A 15,422-nucleotide genomic window follows, 5' to 3' on the forward strand; every position below is an offset into this window, starting at 1 on the left:
TATAACAACGAACGAACGAATTTTAGACCACTTCGGATTTAAAAATCAGACTGGTGTTTTCACCATCTTTAGAGGATGCTTCTCATGACAAGCACGATAAACGTAACTCAACCATTTCCGAAATAAAAACCTTCAGAATCTGAAATTGAAAAACAAAAAAGCCGCTTTCTGGTTAGAAAACGGCTTTTTTTATAAAACTATTAAAGTTTATTTTAACTTCTTCTTTACTTCAACTTCTCTAAAGGCTTCCACTACATCACCTTCTTTAATATCATTGTAGTTCTTCACCTGGAGACCACAATCATATCCTTTCGAAACTTCTTTTACATCATCTTTAAATCGTTTCAATGAAGTAAGCTCACCAGTGTAGACAACCACCCCGTCACGAATAAGTCTTACGCCCGCGCTCCTGTATATCTTACCTGAAGTAACCATACAACCTGCAATGGTACCGATCTTGGAAATCTTGAAAGTTTCCCTTATTTCGGCTGTACCAGTAATCTCCTCTTTTAATTCCGGAGATAACATACCTTCCATGGCATCTTTAAGATCATTGATGGCATCGTAGATAATGGAGTAAGTCCTGATGTCTATCTCTTCCTTATCGGCAACCTGTCTCGCATTTCCGGCAGGACGTACATTAAAGCCAATGATTACGGCATCAGATGCTGAGGCCAGAAGCACATCACTTTCAGTAATAGCTCCTACACCTTTATGTATAATATTCACCTGAATTTCTTCCGTAGAAAGTTTCTGGAAACTGTCTGTAAGTGCTTCTACAGAACCATCCACATCCCCCTTCAGGATAATATTCAATTCTTTGAAATCTCCCAGAGCAATCCTTCTTCCAATCTCGTCCAGTGTAATATGCCTTTGAGTTCGCACCGACTGTTCTCGTTGTAATTGAGTTCTCTTTGAAGCTATATCTTTCGCCTCCCTCTCATCGGTCATTACCTTAAAAGTGTCACCAGCCTGCGGCGCACCGTCCAGACCAAGTATGGAAACCGGAGTAGAAGGCCCCGCTTCTTTGATCTCGTTTCCTCGCTCATCGTGCATCGCTTTTATCTTACCACTATTTCTACCAGCAAGAACATAATCTCCTATTTTTAAAGTACCTGATTGTACAAGTATTGTAGAAATATAACCACGACCACGATCCAAATAAGCCTCGACCACAGTACCTACAGCAAGTTTATCAGGATTCGCCTGCAATTCCAGGATTTCGGCTTCAAGTAATACTTTTTCAAGCAACTCTTTCACACCCATTCCTGTCTTCGCAGAAATATCATGAGACTGGATTTTACCTCCCCAATCTTCTACCAACAGGTTCATACCTGCCAGTTTTTCTTTAATCTTTTCCGGATTTGCCGTTGGCAGATCAGACTTATTTATTGCAAATATTATTGGAACACCTGCAGCCTGTGCATGTGAAATTGCTTCTTTTGTCTGAGGCATCACATCATCATCTGCGGCGATTACGATAATGGCTATATCTGTTACTTTGGCACCCCTGGCCCTCATCGCGGTAAAAGCTTCGTGACCCGGTGTATCCAAAAAGGCAATTTTCTGTCCGCCTTCCAGTTGTACACCGTATGCACCAATATGCTGAGTAATACCACCACTCTCACCTGCAATTACATTCTCCTTACGAACATAATCCAGCAGCGATGTTTTACCGTGATCTACGTGACCCATTACAGTAACAATTGGCGCCCTCGGTTTAAGATCTTCAGGGTTTTCTTCTACTACTACAGTACTTTCTTCTACATCTGCAGTTACAAATTCTACTTCATATCCAAATTCGTCCGCAACTATAGACAACGTCTCTGCATCCAATCTCTGATTCATAGTAACCATCATCCCAAGGGACATACAGGCAGAAATCACCTTGGTTACAGGGACATCCATCATGGTAGCAACTTCACTTACCGTAACAAATTCTGTCACTTTAAGCGTTTTGCTCTCAAGCTCCTGTTGTGCAAGATCTTCTTCTGAACGTTGACGGTGCTGATCTCTTTTACCTCTTCTATATTTCGCCCCTTTACCTTTTCCGGATTTACCCTGAAGCTTCTCGAGCGTTTCACGCACTTGTTTCTGTACTTCTTCTTCGCTAGGCTCCTCCTTAGTTAATGGTCTTGAGCGCGGTTTTGAACCACGACCTTTTCTTGCGGCTCCACCAGCTCCAGATGCTCCCGCTCCCGGTTTAGGATCTTTACTTATTCTACGACGACGTTTTTTACGCTTCTCCTTTTCCTCGGCAGCTTTTTTGTCATCTTTTTTCTTCTCAGGCTTTTTAAATTTAGAAAGATCGATTTTCTGTCCGGTAAAATTTGGACCATCCAGCTTTGCATAATTTGTTTTCAAAGTACTGGATTCTTCCTCTTTTGTGTCCTCTTGTTGTCCTTCCTCTTTCTTCGTCTCCTGTTCTTCCTTTTTCTTTTCCTCCTCAGGCTTTGCTTCTTCTTTCGGTTTAGGCTTTTCTTCTTTAGGGGGCTGCGGAGTATCTTCCACGGTTTCTTTTGCAGTTTCCGGTTTAACTTCTTCAACTGCCGGAATCTCTTTTTCCTGTGGCTGCTCAGGTTTTACAGATTCCTCTTCTTCCGCTTCTTTTTCCCTTTCCTTTGAAGCTTCCTCAGGTTTTTTATCAAGATCTATTTTCCCAACCTTCTTTGGTCCGGAAAGTTTCGCTCTTCCTGAAACAACTTCTTCTTCCTTCTTCTCTTCAGCTTTACGCTTTTCCTCCAACTCCCTTTCGCGAGCTAAACGAATTTCTTCCTTCTCCTTCTTCTTCTCTTCTCCTACTTCCTTGGAAGCCACTTTCTTACTCTTATCGGTTTGAAACTCATCGAAGAGCACCTGGTAAGTTTCAGGAGAGATCTTGGTAGTAGGACGTGCCTCAATGTCGTGACCCTGGGAATTTAAAAATTCCACAGCCCGATCCAACGAAATATTGAATTCACGTAATACCTTGTTTAATCGCATTGTTTTTGCTTCAGCCATAAATTGCCCTCTAAATTAACCTCTTTTTTGTTTATTATAAAAAATCTAAATCCAGACCATTACTCCTCAAATTCGTCACGTAATACCTGGAAAACCTGTCTTATTGTTTCTTCTTCAAGATCTGTACGACGCACAAGGTCTTCCAAATCCTGTTCCAAAACACTTTTTGCAGTATCTAAACCAATTTTAGAAAATTCCTTTATTACCCAATCTTCAATTTCATCGGTAAATTCGCTCAATTCAACATCTTCCTCAACACCTTCTCTAAAAACGTCTATTTCAAATCCAGTCAATTGGCCTGCAAGTCTAATATTATGACCTCCTCTACCAATAGCCTTGGAAACTTCTTCTGGCCGCAAGATAACCTCTGCTCTTTTATTTTCCTCATCTAATTTAATAGAAGTAATCTTGGCAGGACTTAAAGCTCTTGTGATAAACAACTGGTCATTGTTAGTGTAATTGATAACATCTATATTCTCATTACCTAATTCACGCACAATACTGTGGATTCTAGACCCCTTCATACCTACACAAGCTCCAACAGGATCTATTCTATCGTCATAAGAGTCTACTGCTACTTTTGCTTTTTCACCTGGAACCCTCACCACTTTCTTAATGGTAATAAGACCATCAAAGACCTCCGGAATTTCCTGCTCAAATAATTTCTCAAGAAAACCGGGTGCTGTACGAGACATTATAATGGTGGGCTTATTCCCTTTAAGCTCCACACTCTCTATAACACCCCTTACATTTTCTCCTTTTCTGAAAAAATCTGATGGTATTTGCCTGTCCTTTGGCAAAACAATCTCGTTACCCTCGTCATCAAGCAAAATTATTGCGCGATGTCTTATATGGTGAACCTCTGCATTATATATTTCTCCTTCAAGTTCCTTAAACTGCTTATATATATTAGTATTATCGTGTTCGTGAATTTTTGAAATAAGATTTTGACGCAAGGCAAGAATCGCTCTTCGTCCTAAATCCTTAAGCTTTACTTCTTCAGAAACATCTTCCCCAACTTCGAAATCCGGCTCTATTCTACGCGCTTCGCTTAAAGAGATTTCCTGGTTAGAATCTTCAACCTCTCCATCTGCCACTACTACACGATTTCTCCATATCTCAAGATCCCCCTTATCAGGATTTACAATAATATCAAAATTATCATCTTCTCCATACTTCTTTTTCAAAGCATTCCTAAAAACATCTTCTAAGATCGACATCAAGGTGACACGATCTATTAATTTATCATCCTTAAATTCTGAAAATGACTCTATCAGGGCGATATTCTCCATATCAATTTTTAATTAAAATGTTATCATAACTTTAGCTTCTACAATAGCCGAATATGGCAGCACAGCTTCTTTCTCTACTGTATGCTTCCCTTTACCAACTGGTTTTGGCTCCCGGGCTTTCCACTTCAAGCTTATCTCTTCTTCATTTGCACCGGTTAAAGTTCCTTCGATTTTTTCGTCGGCGGTTTTCACCTGCAATGTCCTTCCTATGTTTTTTTTGTATTGGCGGGGCAAGCTCAATGGCTCCGAAACTCCTGAAGAAGTAACTTCAAGGGAAAAATCTTCCTCTTCCCTGTCCAGGTTATGTTCCACTTTCCGGCTAATTTCTATACAATCATTAACCGAAATCCCCTGATCACCATCAATCACCACTCTAATTTGATTATTGCTGTTTATTTCCAGGCTGATTAAAAATAACGATTTATTTTCTTCAAATGCCTCATCCAGCAACTTTTCTACTCTCTCCTGCAACATAATGGTTATAAAAAGAGGGGACTTTACGTCCCCTCGCTGTACTTTTTAGTTTCAACGATGCAAATATAATAATTAATTCTGAGATAGAAAACAGCTGCGCAAATGATAATTTATTAGTAATTTTATGATAATAAGTACATTCCAATCCCTTTATATCATGAAAAAGATCTTAGTCCCAACCGATTTTTCTGACCAAGCCGAAAACGCATTAAAAGTTGCAGCGAAGCTGGCAAAAAGATTTAACAGCGAGGTTCATCTATTGCATGTTCTGGAACTGCCACTGGAATTGATAGATCCTGTGCAGGGGCATTCCAGCCGAAACCTACCGGAATCAATTTTCTTTATGAAACTGGCGCATCAGCGATTTTCTAAGCTTCTGAAGGCACCTTACCTAAAGAATATTACGACACAGGAGCATGTTCAATTTAATGACGCCTACAAAGGAATTTTGGAGTTCTGCGAAAAGGATCAGTTCGATCTAATTGTGATGGGTTCCTATGGCGCCAGTGGTTTTCAGGAAATGTTTATTGGATCCAATACAGAAAAAATAGTGAGACATTCAACTACCCCGGTACTTGTGATTAAGAGATCTGCAGAAGAATTTAATATTAAAGAGTTCGTTTTCGCTACAGATGCTGAACCGGTCAACAAACATACGCTGCAAAAGGCTTCAGAGTTTGCCACTCTATTAGGGGCTAATTTGCATTTGCTCTATGTAAATACTCCCAATAACTTCAGAACATCAAAAGAGGTTCAGGATCAAATAAAAGCCTTTACCGAAGGGCAAAATGACATTGTAGTCAAAAGTCATATTTATAACGATATTACAGTAGAAAAAGGGATAATGAATTTTGCTGCAGAAATTAATGCCGACCTGATGGGAATAAGTACTCATGGCCGCAAAGGAATTGCGCATTTCTTTAACGGCAGCATAAGCGAAGATCTCGTTAACAACGCCAATCGCCCGGTGATCACCTTCAGGATTTAGATAAGAGTCTTAATTGCACCTTCTTTAATAAATATCCATAAATAATTCCAGAACGATTTTTTCTTATTTCTTGTCACCTCTACATCTTTATACTGCCTTTCCTCACTTGTTGTACCGTTCATAACAAGATTAGCTATTGCAGATAAGAAATTATTCTTTTCTGTTCCATCGTCCTTGAGAACCTCAACTTTAAAGTCATTATAGGAAAGCTTCATATCGCCACTTCCCGTGTCATCATCACCGGAAAAACTAAACTGCATATCTTCAATAGACCCGGTTGTTGAAACATTCATTGCAGGCTTTAAAAATTCATCAATTTCAGCGCTTGCCATTGCTCCCATATTTCCGGAAATCTGGAAATGGTCAGCACGATCACTAACATCGAACTCCCAATGGACCTTTAAGGGTGCTTTTTCAAAAATCAGGCTTTGAACATCTATTTCGGTCTTCGGAAATTCAGGCTCCTCCATTCCGATATTTGTAAAATTATAGATAGTAGCATCCAAATTGGAAAAATCAAGAGACCCGGGAGGACGGGAAGCTTGCGCTCGCTCTTCATATAAAATATACCCATCTTTAAGCACAATACTGTCGAAATTTATTTTAATCGGTAAATTTCTGATGGTTTGACTATATAGTGATTTCTGCCTGGGATCATCTGGCGGGGTTTTATCCCGGTAAATCTCCAGATTGGGCTGGTTGATCTCCATATATGGATTACGAAGGTGAAGTGTATCATTCTCCATAGACCAGGTTAGGTTTCCCAGTTGAATATTGGAAAATGTAAAATTGTAACGATCCTTTTCATAAGGAATATGCTGCTGATGTTCTTCTTTACTGAAGTTTGGCAACATCTTTAAAGCGACTACCTCAAAATGGCCATTTTCGGCATTTATTTCTTTAGCCGTTACGGTATGTAATTCATTTAATTGAAAGTATAAGGTATCGCTCTGAAAATTATAGCCTTCAAACTCAAAAGGAACAGGAGCTTTAAGTGTATTTTGATCAATTTTCACCTTCTGAAGTGCGAATTTGCTGAATTTTGAGAACAATTTATCTTCAGAATCCTCCTTAAGAATCTGAACTTCAGCATTTGTGAGTTTCACATTCTCAATCAGTACCTTTTTCTTAAAATCTGAGCCCTCTTCTGAAGGCTTTTTAGCCACAGTGTCTTTTTTACCATTATCGATCAGAAACCGTGGATCAGTGATCGACAGCTCCCCTATTTCAATATTCCCGGTGCGCAGATATTCAATTACATTAATACCATCCAGGTCAACAGCAGAGGCTTCCAGAGTTTTTTCAGCAAGATTCAGCTTTATCTGCTTTACTTCAATAGAACCTCCAAGTAAATTCACATCCAGCTCTTCATAAGACCCTCCTGCTTCTTTCAGTTTGGAATCCAGCGCAGTTTTTATTTTATTTTCAGCAATTAGGTTAACAATTACCAAAATGATGCCCAGTAAAACTACAGAGCCGATGCCTATAAGAATTTTTCGTGATATTTTCAAAGAGAAAAAATTAGTAAAAACAATGTACAATTAAAATCGATTTTGCGAATCCTTTTGCCATATTTTAACGGAAAAACTAACCGTCATATTACCAAGCTGTTAAATTTTAGTCAAACTAAAAGGACAGTGATAGGATCAATGTTTTTTGATTGTATCTTTGGATCAAAATTCCCTTATACTCATGTTGATTAAGCTAAGTTTGAAGATTGTATTTGTAGCCGTAGAACTCTTTCTGGGGTTTTACAGCATGGTCCTTAGCGATAGTCTCCTTGTAAAATTTATCTTTTTTGCAGTAACAGCAGTGATGATAGCTTTTATTGTGACTAAACTTATAGATAAATTACTCCCTGCAGACAAAGATTATATTTCCGGGGAGCAGACAAAAGATGGCGAACAGCAAAAATAGCATCTGAATTTTATACAAAGATATTCATCCGGTGAGTTACTTCCACCGGATTTTTTATTTTTACATCTAGGTTAAAAAACAGCATGAAGATTACCTGTATTTCTGACACACACGGTAGACATAGCGAATTGACTTTACCCACTGCCGACGTTCTTGTTCATGCCGGAGATTTTACGGAAGCAGGCACAAAAAAGGAAACTTTGGATTTCCTGGACTGGTTTTCCCGTCAAGAACATGAACACAAGGTTTTAATAGCAGGTAACCATGATTTTTTTCTTGAAAAAAATCAGAAGCAGCTGGATTTTCTTCCTGCAAACATCCATTATCTTAATGACAGCGGAACAAAAATTGGAAAATATAATTTTTGGGGATCACCTGTCACCCCCGGCAACTCAAACTGGGCTTTTGAACGAGCCAGGGGAAAAAGCATAAGAAAACACTGGGAAAAAATTCCAGAAAATACAAATGTGCTTATCACACACACCCCTCCTTATAAAATAATGGATATCCTCGACAATGGGACAGCAATAGGTTGCGAGGAATTACAGAGGTACGTGGATACCATAGAGCCACAGCTTCATATATTTGGACATATCCATAATTCTTATGGCTCTGTAAGAACAAAAAAGACGCTCTTTATAAATTCTTCTTGTTTGGATGGAAGATATAGGAATATTAATGCTCCCATAACCTATTCTGTTGAAGACTCTTAATAAGAAGCTAAACAAAACTGTAAACGAGTTAAATATTTACTAACTAGAGCATTATTAGATTTTTTTTAACACCGAATATCCTTTCTCATGGTAACTTAGCACCGAGAAAAAAATAACTAACTAAAAAGATTTTTATGGAGAACAGCTATACACAAACAGAGCTGATAGATGAGGTAAAAAATCTTATTTCTTTCAGTATATCAAATCTCGATGCAGAGAAGTCGAATTTCACTCTTATGCACCGGGCTATTATAAAGAAATATTTTGAGGCTAAAAACGTAAAGATAGATTACGAAAAGCAAATGGTCTCAATGCAAATTCCTGTGGGAAGAAGAAAGTATACGAATATCACCTTTGAATGCCAGGACATGGAACGCTTTCTTAAGGCATGTCTTAAGGACGACCAAAAGCACGTTTACTTTTATAAAGAATTGCTATCGCACTACAACTTAATTGTAGCCGCCTAAAACAAAAAACTTCAGTCTCTACTGAAGTTTTTTGTTTTATAACCTTAAGGCAATTCTTCTGCCTAAGCCTTATAATTTTATTTCCCTTACTCTTCTTCCAATTTTCTGGCTATATTCACTATCTGAGCTACATCTACCGGTTTACTTAGGAAACCGCATACTTCAGGATAAGACTTTGCCTTTGTATAATCTGAATGTGCTATAGAAGATGTCACAATAAAAATTCTTGTTTCCTTTTCAAAGCCGGAGCGTTTTTCCCGCATCTCTTCTATAAACTGCCAGCCGTCTATTCCAGGCATATTAATATCCAGTAATATAAGGTCTGGTAAAGAATGAGCCAAATTCTCGAAAGATTCCAGGGCATCCTGTGCATTACAAAAGCTCTGCCTTTTAGCAAACACATCGGCTTTACCAATCACCCTTTTCATGATCATCTGGTAAATCTCGTCATCATCTATTACGCAAATTTTCTTTTCCACCTTCATTTCTACACTAACTAATAAATAAAAAATTCTCTACCACCGTATATCGCCATCGGAAAAGCAAAAATGAGAAAAGAGTACAGAGCACGTCTATTATGTAAACTGAAATAAGACCATTTGTGTTTACGCATATGATGAGGCAGGCGACTAAAACGGAGTTTGCTAAAATTTAATCGGGCGAAGATAAGGAAATTTACAGTACCTCTGTAATCTTTACTGCTCTCCCCAATATTCTTATTCATTTTTCTACTATAACCTTTTCCTAAAGTTTTAATTCAAAAAATACTGAATGCTGATAATTGTCATAATTCAGGATGCATTCCTACCCCATCTTTGTACCATAATTAAAAACAGGAATTATGAAAACTTCAAAACAAATTTCACTGGTACTGGGAAGCCTTATAATGTTTTTTTCAGCACAAACCGTCCTTTCTCAAAAATATAATGTAAACAAAAATGCCTCCAGCATGAAGATAGAAGGAACTTCTAATATTCATGATTGGGAAATGGTAGCAGAAGATTTTAAAGGAAATCTAAATGTTGAAGTAAACGATGGACAACTTGTAGCCATTACCGCACTGGATTTTACTGTTGTGGCAGAAAGCCTTAAAAGTGGTAAAGGCGGAATGGACAAAAACACCTACAAAGCTTTAAAAACAGATAATAACAAGAACATAATTTATCAGCTTAATAAAGTGAAAGAAATAGACTGCACTTCTAAAACCAGGTGTATAGTCTCCACCTCAGGCTACCTTACTATAGCAGGCACAAAGAAACCTGTAGATATTGTATTTAATGCTTACATAAATGGAGGTACAATTACTCTAAGTGGAAATCAGGATATCAGCATGACTAGCTTTAATGTAGAGCCCCCATCTGCAATGTTTGGAACCATAACTACCGGCGAAGACTTAAACATCAGATTTCAAATAACTTTTTCTAAATAACCTTTTCAACATCTAAATATTACTACAATGAAAAATTTCTTCAAATACTCGGGAATGGCGTTAATGATGACATTAGGAATACAGTCACAAGCACAGGAGGCAGAAGTAAACGAACTTCAGGCGGAGACACCAGAAAGTGGCAGGTATATGCCCAACTTCAGGTACTACGATCAAAGAGGAATTGACGTTTTTGAGCCTAAAAAAGATACTGCCGAAGTATTTAATGGATTAAACGTAAGGCTTGGTGGCGCATTCGCTATACAGTTCCAGGGACTGGATCACGATAACTCGGGTGCCGTCCCACTAGTTACATTAGGAGACAACTTTAACCTTCCAACTGCAAACCTGGATCTTGACGTTCATCTTTATGATGGTGTAAGAATGCATCTTAGAACCTATCTTTCCTCACGTCACCACCCGGAGCCGTATGTTAAAGGAGGATATATTCAAATTGATAAGCTCGACTTTGTGAGTGAAGGTTTTATGCAGGATGTGATGGATCATGTGAGGATTAAAATTGGCCACATGGAGAACAACTATGGTGATATGCACTTTAGAAGAAGTGATAACGCCCAGGCACTTCACAACCCCTTTGTAGGTAACCTGATTATGGATGCATTCACTACAGAAGTTGGAGCTGAACTTTACTACATCAACAATGGATTTCTTGCTATGGCCAGCATGACCAACGGAAAGTTAAACCAATCTGTAAGTGCTCCCCACCTTGATGATCCTGCAATTCTTGGAACAAAACCCTCTTACATTGGAAAAATTGGCTATGACAACTATTTAACAGATACCTTCAACAAGGATGACCTAAGATTAAGGTTAACAGGATCTGTATACCACACCAGCGAAAGTGCAAACGCTTATTTATATAGTGCAGACCGTGCGGGTTCCCGGTACTATCTTGTAATGGAAGATGTTGATGCAAGCCTGTCAGGGAACTTTAGGTCTGGTAGGTTTAATCCAAACCTTAGGAATGAACTGACTGCCTTTATGATTAACCCATTTTTGAAATACGGCGAACTTGAATTCTTCGGAACATACGAAAGGGCTACAGGTAAAGCTGCCACTGAAGCTGATGACAGAGCGTTTAATCAATATGCAGGGGAACTTCTTTACAGATTTGGCAACAACGAAAACTTCTACGTAGGTGGCCGGTACAATTATGTTGATGGAGAGTTACAGGGCGGTACAAATATCGATATCTCAAGATATAACCTTGGTGCAGGCTGGTTTATGACCAGAAATATTCTTGCCAAAGTTGAATATGTAAACCAGGATTATGACGGTTTTCCTTCAACCGATATTCTTCACGAAGGAAATTTTGAAGGAATAATGTTCGAAGCAGCTATAAGCTTCTAAGAATGATTTGAATTGGCCAAAACAACGGGGGAATCAAACATTCCTCCGTTGTTTATTATATAAATAACAAATTGCTACAAAATGAAAAATGTTCTGCTCATTATAATGCTGCTGTTCTTTAGTGCATTTACATATGCACAGAACAGCTTTGAAAACAAAACTGTAAAAATACTTCCTAAAAGTGAACTTACTATTACGGGAGACACCAACATCAAGTCGTTTGACTGTGTTTTTGACATGGGATATCTTCAGAAGGAATACCCACTACATTATATTATCGACGCGCCCGGCCACATGCGTTTTAAAAACGCTCTTCTTAGCCTTAACACCAAAGGTTTTGACTGCGGAAGCCAACCCATAAACAATGACTTTCACAAGTTGATCCAGTCAGAAAAGTATCCGCAGATCCTGATTGAGCTCCTGGAAATGCGTCTTCAAAAACCCGGTTTTGCCAATGCAGTGGTCAATATTACCATCGCCGGGACCAGGAAAGAGCACACTTTTCCGGTGGAGTTTACTGAAGGTGGGGTTTCGAATATCAAAGGAATATTACTCCTGGACATTAAAGACTTTAAACTTGAGCCTCCTAAAAAACTTTTTGGGATGATCGTGGTAAAGGATGAAATCGAGATAGATTTTAATCTGGTTGTACAAAATTAAGGTTAAAAATAGCTTTTGATAAGAGATCGAATAAAGAGAATTTCCTTAAACAACCTGTCATTTACATTCGTTTAAATTTGCTGCGGAATCTTTATAAGTTAACGGATAATCTGTAAATTTAGAAGATACATAAAAGTAGTTGCTATGAAAAGTAATTTTAACGAGATCATCAATTCAGATAAACCAGTGCTAATAGATTTCTACGCCGATTGGTGCGGGCCGTGCAAAACACTTGCCCCTATTTTAAAGGACGCCAAAGAGACACTGGGTGAGAAAGTGAAGATTGTAAAAATAGATGTGGATAAAAATGAAGCCCTTGCAGGAAAATACCAGGTAAGGGGCGTGCCTACAATGATTCTTTTTAAAAATGGAGAACAGCTTTGGAGACAATCTAGAGTGTTGCCCAAGGATGAGATTGTAAGGATTATCCAATCCCATTCCTGATTTCCAGCCTATAGCAAAATTTGGCAAATATCGGCTTATATGACCGGGATCATATTTTAAGCAGGCCCTTCGTGATAATTTTACACTGTAATTAAAAAGTAAAATATCATGAAACTTTATCAAAACTTACTTGCCGATTTTGAAGAAACATATTACGCTTATATGACCGCCGGAATCATTATTTCCAGCTGTGTAGGTTCTATCGCAGCTATGATGATTTTGATGAAGGGACACGCTCTTGTTAATATGGTGGAATTATTTTTTGTGGTAATTGTTTGTATGGGCTATAATGCCACCGTACTTGCGCAATTAAAACCTAAACATGTACTTAACGCCCTTCTTTTAAGTATTGTAGTAAGCACAGTTCTTATTGCTGTGAACGTACCGTTGTAGTATGAGAAAAGATCTCCAAAATAGAAAGGACGTGCACCTGCTGATAACTTCTTTCTATAAAAAAGTGAGAAAAAATCCTGAAATTGGTTACTTTTTCAACAACAGTATTAACAACTGGGATGCGCACCTCTCCAGGCTTACAGATTTTTGGGAAAGTAACCTTTTCTTTGCGGGGACATACTCCGGTAATCCCCAGCGGGCGCATGTAAAGGTGGATTACGAGCACCAGGGAAAAATTGATGGGCGTCACTTTGGGATCTGGCTCAATTTATGGTTTGAGACCATAGATGAGCTTTTTAAAGGTGAATTGGCAGAAAGAGCTAAACACAATGCCAGGAAAATGTCTACTCATTTGTATATAAAAGTTTTCCAAAGCCGGCGACCACAGAAAGGCTAAAGCAAATAGTCGCACTTCAAAAATGGCAATTTTCGACCTGCAGTATCAGCTTTGTCACCCTGAGCTTGTCGAAGGGTGGATGACGACAGGCTTCTTCTTAATGAGGAAAAGAACGACAGCTCAAAAATATCAGTTTTCGACTTTTAAGAATTTTCGTTTAAAACCAGAACTCTCTTTCTTTTTCCTTAGATGAAAAAGAAACAAAAAATCAAGGCTTACTAAACTTTATCTAAATTTTTCGTTCGCCACCTAAATTTTATGAACTCGCTGACTTTTTCATCTTAAGAACTTATTTTTGCACAGCTCAAACAGCATAAAATTTTACGGTGCCTTCACGTCAAATTTTACGATAAACTTTCGATAGGCCGTATTCTTAATAACGTTGAAAGTGAAGGAGATGAAATGCTGAATCAAGTTTAGGGCAACAACTTTTAAGATCACTTTCCGAAAATAGTCGCACTTCAAAAATGCCAATTTTCGACCTGTAGTATCAGCTTTGTCACCCTGAGCTTGTCGAAGGGTGGATGTACGACAGGCTTCTTCTTAATGAGGAAAAAAACGACATCTCAAAAATATCAATTTTCGACTTTTAAGAATTTTCGTTTAAAACCAGACCTCTCTTTCTTTTTCCTTAGATGAAAAAGAAACAAAAAATCAAGGCTTAAAAAATTTTATCTAAATTTTTCGTTCGCCACCTAAATTTTATGAACTCGCTGACTTTTTCATCTTAAGAACTTATTTTTGCACAGCTCAAACAGCATAAAATTTTACGGTGCCTTCACGTCAAATTTTACGATAAACCTTCGATAGGTCGAATTCTTAATAACGTTGAAAGTCAAGGAGATGAAATGCTGAATCAAGTTTAGGGCAACAACTTTTAAGATCACTTTCCGAAAATAGTCGCACTTCAAAAATATCAATTTTCGGCCTGTAGTGAAAATGGGCTTCGACAAGCTCAGCCGGACTCAGTAACATGTTGTCCCGCAGAGCTTGTCGAAGCGTGGATGTACGGCAGGTTTCTTCTTCAGAAGAAATTTTCTTCAATTATTCGTGCAACACAAGAATAGGTAACGCATTATCTACTTTTGCACAAAGTCCATAGCGGGCATGGAGTAACTTATCGCATACATTCAGGTTTTTGCCGATTATGGCGATAATATCAAATTTATCCTGAATCTCGAACAGCAAATCCCGGTTAAAAAAGTCCGAATCTTTAATATTCATATAATGCAAGGTGGCTTCTGGTAATTTTTTAGCCAAACCGTACTGAACCAGTTCTTTTTTCAGCTCTCCGGAAGTTCCCTTATTTATTTCCACCACGGTGATGTGCGTGTCCCTTACAAAATCACAATTATGAACAAGGTTAAGAACCTTTTCCTGAGAAAGAACCGAATAATCTATGGGGAGGATACTGGTCTCCGGCTTTTGGTAAACACTCTTTGCCGGCACGGCCACAATATTGCATTTTATTTTGCGAACCACTTCATAAGCATGGTTGCCCAAGATAGGATGATGCCTCACATCCTTGCTGGCCGCCCCTATAAAAATGAGATCGATCTTTTTTTCGGTAACACATTTGCGAATGGCATTTATAAGATAATCTGAAGACAAAATGCTGTGGAAACCCTGATTTTTGTTTTTTGAAAGGTTTTTAAGCATTTCAACAGTTTTGTGAAGTTCTGCAGAAATATGGAGCATCTGCTTTTCCAGCGCTTTTCCATTCGATTTACTGAAGTTGAAGTCCTGGATATTTAACACATAAATATTACCGGGTCTGCCGGCCAGATAATCCAGGGCATATTTTCCTGCATTTTCTGAAACCTCTGAAAAGTCCGTCAGGATTAATACATTCATCTTTAGGGTTCAATAATTTATACAAA

16 protein-coding genes are annotated in these 15,422 nt (G+C 38.3%); 10 read left to right on the top strand and 6 right to left on the bottom strand.

What is annotated here, in order from left to right:
• Positions 1-207 precede the first annotated feature (207 nt).
• From infB to rimP, 3 genes are read right to left on the bottom strand one after another with little or no spacing between them, the layout of a single operon-like run.
• The gene (gene infB, locus RM545_RS09655; protein ID WP_311495119.1) at positions 208-3,000 is read right to left on the bottom strand and encodes a translation initiation factor IF-2; all 2,793 of its coding nucleotides are present in this window, start codon (positions 2,998-3,000) and stop codon (positions 208-210) included.
• A 59-nt stretch (positions 3,001-3,059) separates the two neighbouring features.
• The gene (nusA, locus tag RM545_RS09660; RefSeq protein WP_311495120.1) at positions 3,060-4,292 is read right to left on the bottom strand and encodes a transcription termination factor NusA; all 1,233 of its coding nucleotides are present in this window, start codon (positions 4,290-4,292) and stop codon (positions 3,060-3,062) included.
• 12 nt (positions 4,293-4,304) lie between these two features.
• Positions 4,305-4,766: a ribosome assembly cofactor RimP gene (gene rimP, locus RM545_RS09665; protein ID WP_311495121.1), complete on the bottom strand. Its 462-nt coding sequence runs from the start codon at positions 4,764-4,766 to the stop codon at positions 4,305-4,307.
• A gap of 157 nt (positions 4,767-4,923) precedes the next feature.
• Here rimP and RM545_RS09670 point away from each other — a divergent pair, with 157 nt between their 5' ends.
• Positions 4,924-5,754, top strand: a complete 831-nt coding sequence (locus RM545_RS09670; protein ID WP_311495122.1) for a universal stress protein — start codon at positions 4,924-4,926, stop codon at positions 5,752-5,754.
• On the opposite strand, the gene RM545_RS09675 is transcribed toward RM545_RS09670, so the two are convergent.
• Positions 5,751-7,265 (bottom strand): AsmA family protein, encoded by a 1,515-nt coding sequence (locus RM545_RS09675; RefSeq protein ID WP_311495123.1) that lies wholly within the window; start codon positions 7,263-7,265, stop codon positions 5,751-5,753. The two genes, RM545_RS09670 and RM545_RS09675, sit on opposite strands and share 4 nt — an antisense overlap.
• Positions 7,266-7,446: 181 nt before the next feature.
• Between RM545_RS09675 and RM545_RS09680 the strand changes: the two genes are divergently transcribed.
• The 3 genes from RM545_RS09680 (at position 7,447) to RM545_RS09690 (ending at position 8,851) form a co-directional block, all read left to right on the top strand.
• The gene (locus RM545_RS09680) at positions 7,447-7,671 is read left to right on the top strand and encodes a hypothetical protein (RefSeq protein WP_311495124.1); all 225 of its coding nucleotides are present in this window, start codon (positions 7,447-7,449) and stop codon (positions 7,669-7,671) included.
• An 83-nt stretch (positions 7,672-7,754) separates the two neighbouring features.
• Entirely contained in the window at positions 7,755-8,384 is a 630-nt protein-coding gene (locus RM545_RS09685) for a metallophosphatase domain-containing protein (protein ID WP_311495125.1), read from the top strand.
• Between the two features lie 134 nt (positions 8,385-8,518).
• Positions 8,519-8,851, top strand: coding sequence for a hypothetical protein (locus RM545_RS09690; RefSeq protein ID WP_311495126.1), 333 nt, complete (start codon positions 8,519-8,521; stop codon positions 8,849-8,851).
• Positions 8,852-8,937: 86 nt separating this feature from the next.
• Here RM545_RS09690 and RM545_RS09695 read toward each other — a convergent pair whose 3' ends face one another.
• Positions 8,938-9,336, bottom strand: coding sequence for a response regulator (locus RM545_RS09695; RefSeq protein WP_311495127.1), 399 nt, complete (start codon positions 9,334-9,336; stop codon positions 8,938-8,940).
• Between the two features lie 356 nt (positions 9,337-9,692).
• Between RM545_RS09695 and RM545_RS09700 the strand changes: the two genes are divergently transcribed.
• The 6 genes from RM545_RS09700 to RM545_RS09725 all read left to right on the top strand — a co-directional run bounded on the left by RM545_RS09700 (position 9,693) and on the right by RM545_RS09725 (position 13,542).
• Complete coding sequence (locus RM545_RS09700; protein WP_311495128.1) at positions 9,693-10,280, top strand: YceI family protein; 588 nt, start codon at positions 9,693-9,695, stop codon at positions 10,278-10,280.
• Between the two features lie 27 nt (positions 10,281-10,307).
• Positions 10,308-11,648, top strand: a complete 1,341-nt coding sequence (locus RM545_RS09705) for a hypothetical protein (protein ID WP_311495129.1) — start codon at positions 10,308-10,310, stop codon at positions 11,646-11,648.
• An 81-nt stretch (positions 11,649-11,729) separates the two neighbouring features.
• The gene (locus RM545_RS09710; protein WP_311495130.1) at positions 11,730-12,308 is read left to right on the top strand and encodes a YceI family protein; all 579 of its coding nucleotides are present in this window, start codon (positions 11,730-11,732) and stop codon (positions 12,306-12,308) included.
• A gap of 144 nt (positions 12,309-12,452) precedes the next feature.
• A complete protein-coding gene (gene trxA, locus RM545_RS09715; protein WP_311495131.1) occupies positions 12,453-12,752 on the top strand; it encodes a thioredoxin in 300 nt (99 codons plus the stop codon).
• A gap of 108 nt (positions 12,753-12,860) precedes the next feature.
• Positions 12,861-13,145, top strand: a complete 285-nt coding sequence (locus tag RM545_RS09720) for a hypothetical protein (protein ID WP_311495132.1) — start codon at positions 12,861-12,863, stop codon at positions 13,143-13,145.
• Position 13,146: 1 nt separating this feature from the next.
• The gene (locus RM545_RS09725; protein WP_311495133.1) at positions 13,147-13,542 is read left to right on the top strand and encodes a group III truncated hemoglobin; all 396 of its coding nucleotides are present in this window, start codon (positions 13,147-13,149) and stop codon (positions 13,540-13,542) included.
• Between the two features lie 1,044 nt (positions 13,543-14,586).
• On the opposite strand, the gene RM545_RS09730 is transcribed toward RM545_RS09725, so the two are convergent.
• Positions 14,587-15,396 (bottom strand): universal stress protein, encoded by an 810-nt coding sequence (locus RM545_RS09730; RefSeq protein WP_311495134.1) that lies wholly within the window; start codon positions 15,394-15,396, stop codon positions 14,587-14,589.
• Positions 15,397-15,422 lie beyond the last annotated feature (26 nt).

The organism is Autumnicola lenta, assembly GCF_031846515.1.
Lineage (GTDB): Bacteria > Bacteroidota > Bacteroidia > Flavobacteriales > Flavobacteriaceae > Autumnicola > Autumnicola lenta.

Excerpts from the sequence above, each read along its gene's own strand:
- infB (WP_311495119.1), bottom strand. The coding sequence starts at position 3,000 with ATGGCTGAAGCAAAAACAATGCGATTAAACAAGGTATTACGTGAATTC.
- nusA (WP_311495120.1), bottom strand. The coding sequence starts at position 4,292 with ATGGAGAATATCGCCCTGATAGAGTCATTTTCAGAATTTAAGGATGAT.
- rimP (WP_311495121.1), bottom strand. The coding sequence starts at position 4,766 with ATGTTGCAGGAGAGAGTAGAAAAGTTGCTGGATGAGGCATTTGAAGAA.
- RM545_RS09670 (WP_311495122.1), top strand. The coding sequence starts at position 4,924 with ATGAAAAAGATCTTAGTCCCAACCGATTTTTCTGACCAAGCCGAAAAC.
- RM545_RS09680 (WP_311495124.1), top strand. The coding sequence starts at position 7,447 with ATGTTGATTAAGCTAAGTTTGAAGATTGTATTTGTAGCCGTAGAACTC.
- RM545_RS09685 (WP_311495125.1), top strand. The coding sequence starts at position 7,755 with ATGAAGATTACCTGTATTTCTGACACACACGGTAGACATAGCGAATTG.
- RM545_RS09690 (WP_311495126.1), top strand. The coding sequence starts at position 8,519 with ATGGAGAACAGCTATACACAAACAGAGCTGATAGATGAGGTAAAAAAT.
- RM545_RS09695 (WP_311495127.1), bottom strand. The coding sequence starts at position 9,336 with ATGAAGGTGGAAAAGAAAATTTGCGTAATAGATGATGACGAGATTTAC.
- RM545_RS09700 (WP_311495128.1), top strand. The coding sequence starts at position 9,693 with ATGAAAACTTCAAAACAAATTTCACTGGTACTGGGAAGCCTTATAATG.
- RM545_RS09705 (WP_311495129.1), top strand. The coding sequence starts at position 10,308 with ATGAAAAATTTCTTCAAATACTCGGGAATGGCGTTAATGATGACATTA.
- RM545_RS09710 (WP_311495130.1), top strand. The coding sequence starts at position 11,730 with ATGAAAAATGTTCTGCTCATTATAATGCTGCTGTTCTTTAGTGCATTT.
- trxA (WP_311495131.1), top strand. The coding sequence starts at position 12,453 with ATGAAAAGTAATTTTAACGAGATCATCAATTCAGATAAACCAGTGCTA.
- RM545_RS09720 (WP_311495132.1), top strand. The coding sequence starts at position 12,861 with ATGAAACTTTATCAAAACTTACTTGCCGATTTTGAAGAAACATATTAC.
- RM545_RS09725 (WP_311495133.1), top strand. The coding sequence starts at position 13,147 with ATGAGAAAAGATCTCCAAAATAGAAAGGACGTGCACCTGCTGATAACT.
- RM545_RS09730 (WP_311495134.1), bottom strand. The coding sequence starts at position 15,396 with ATGAATGTATTAATCCTGACGGACTTTTCAGAGGTTTCAGAAAATGCA.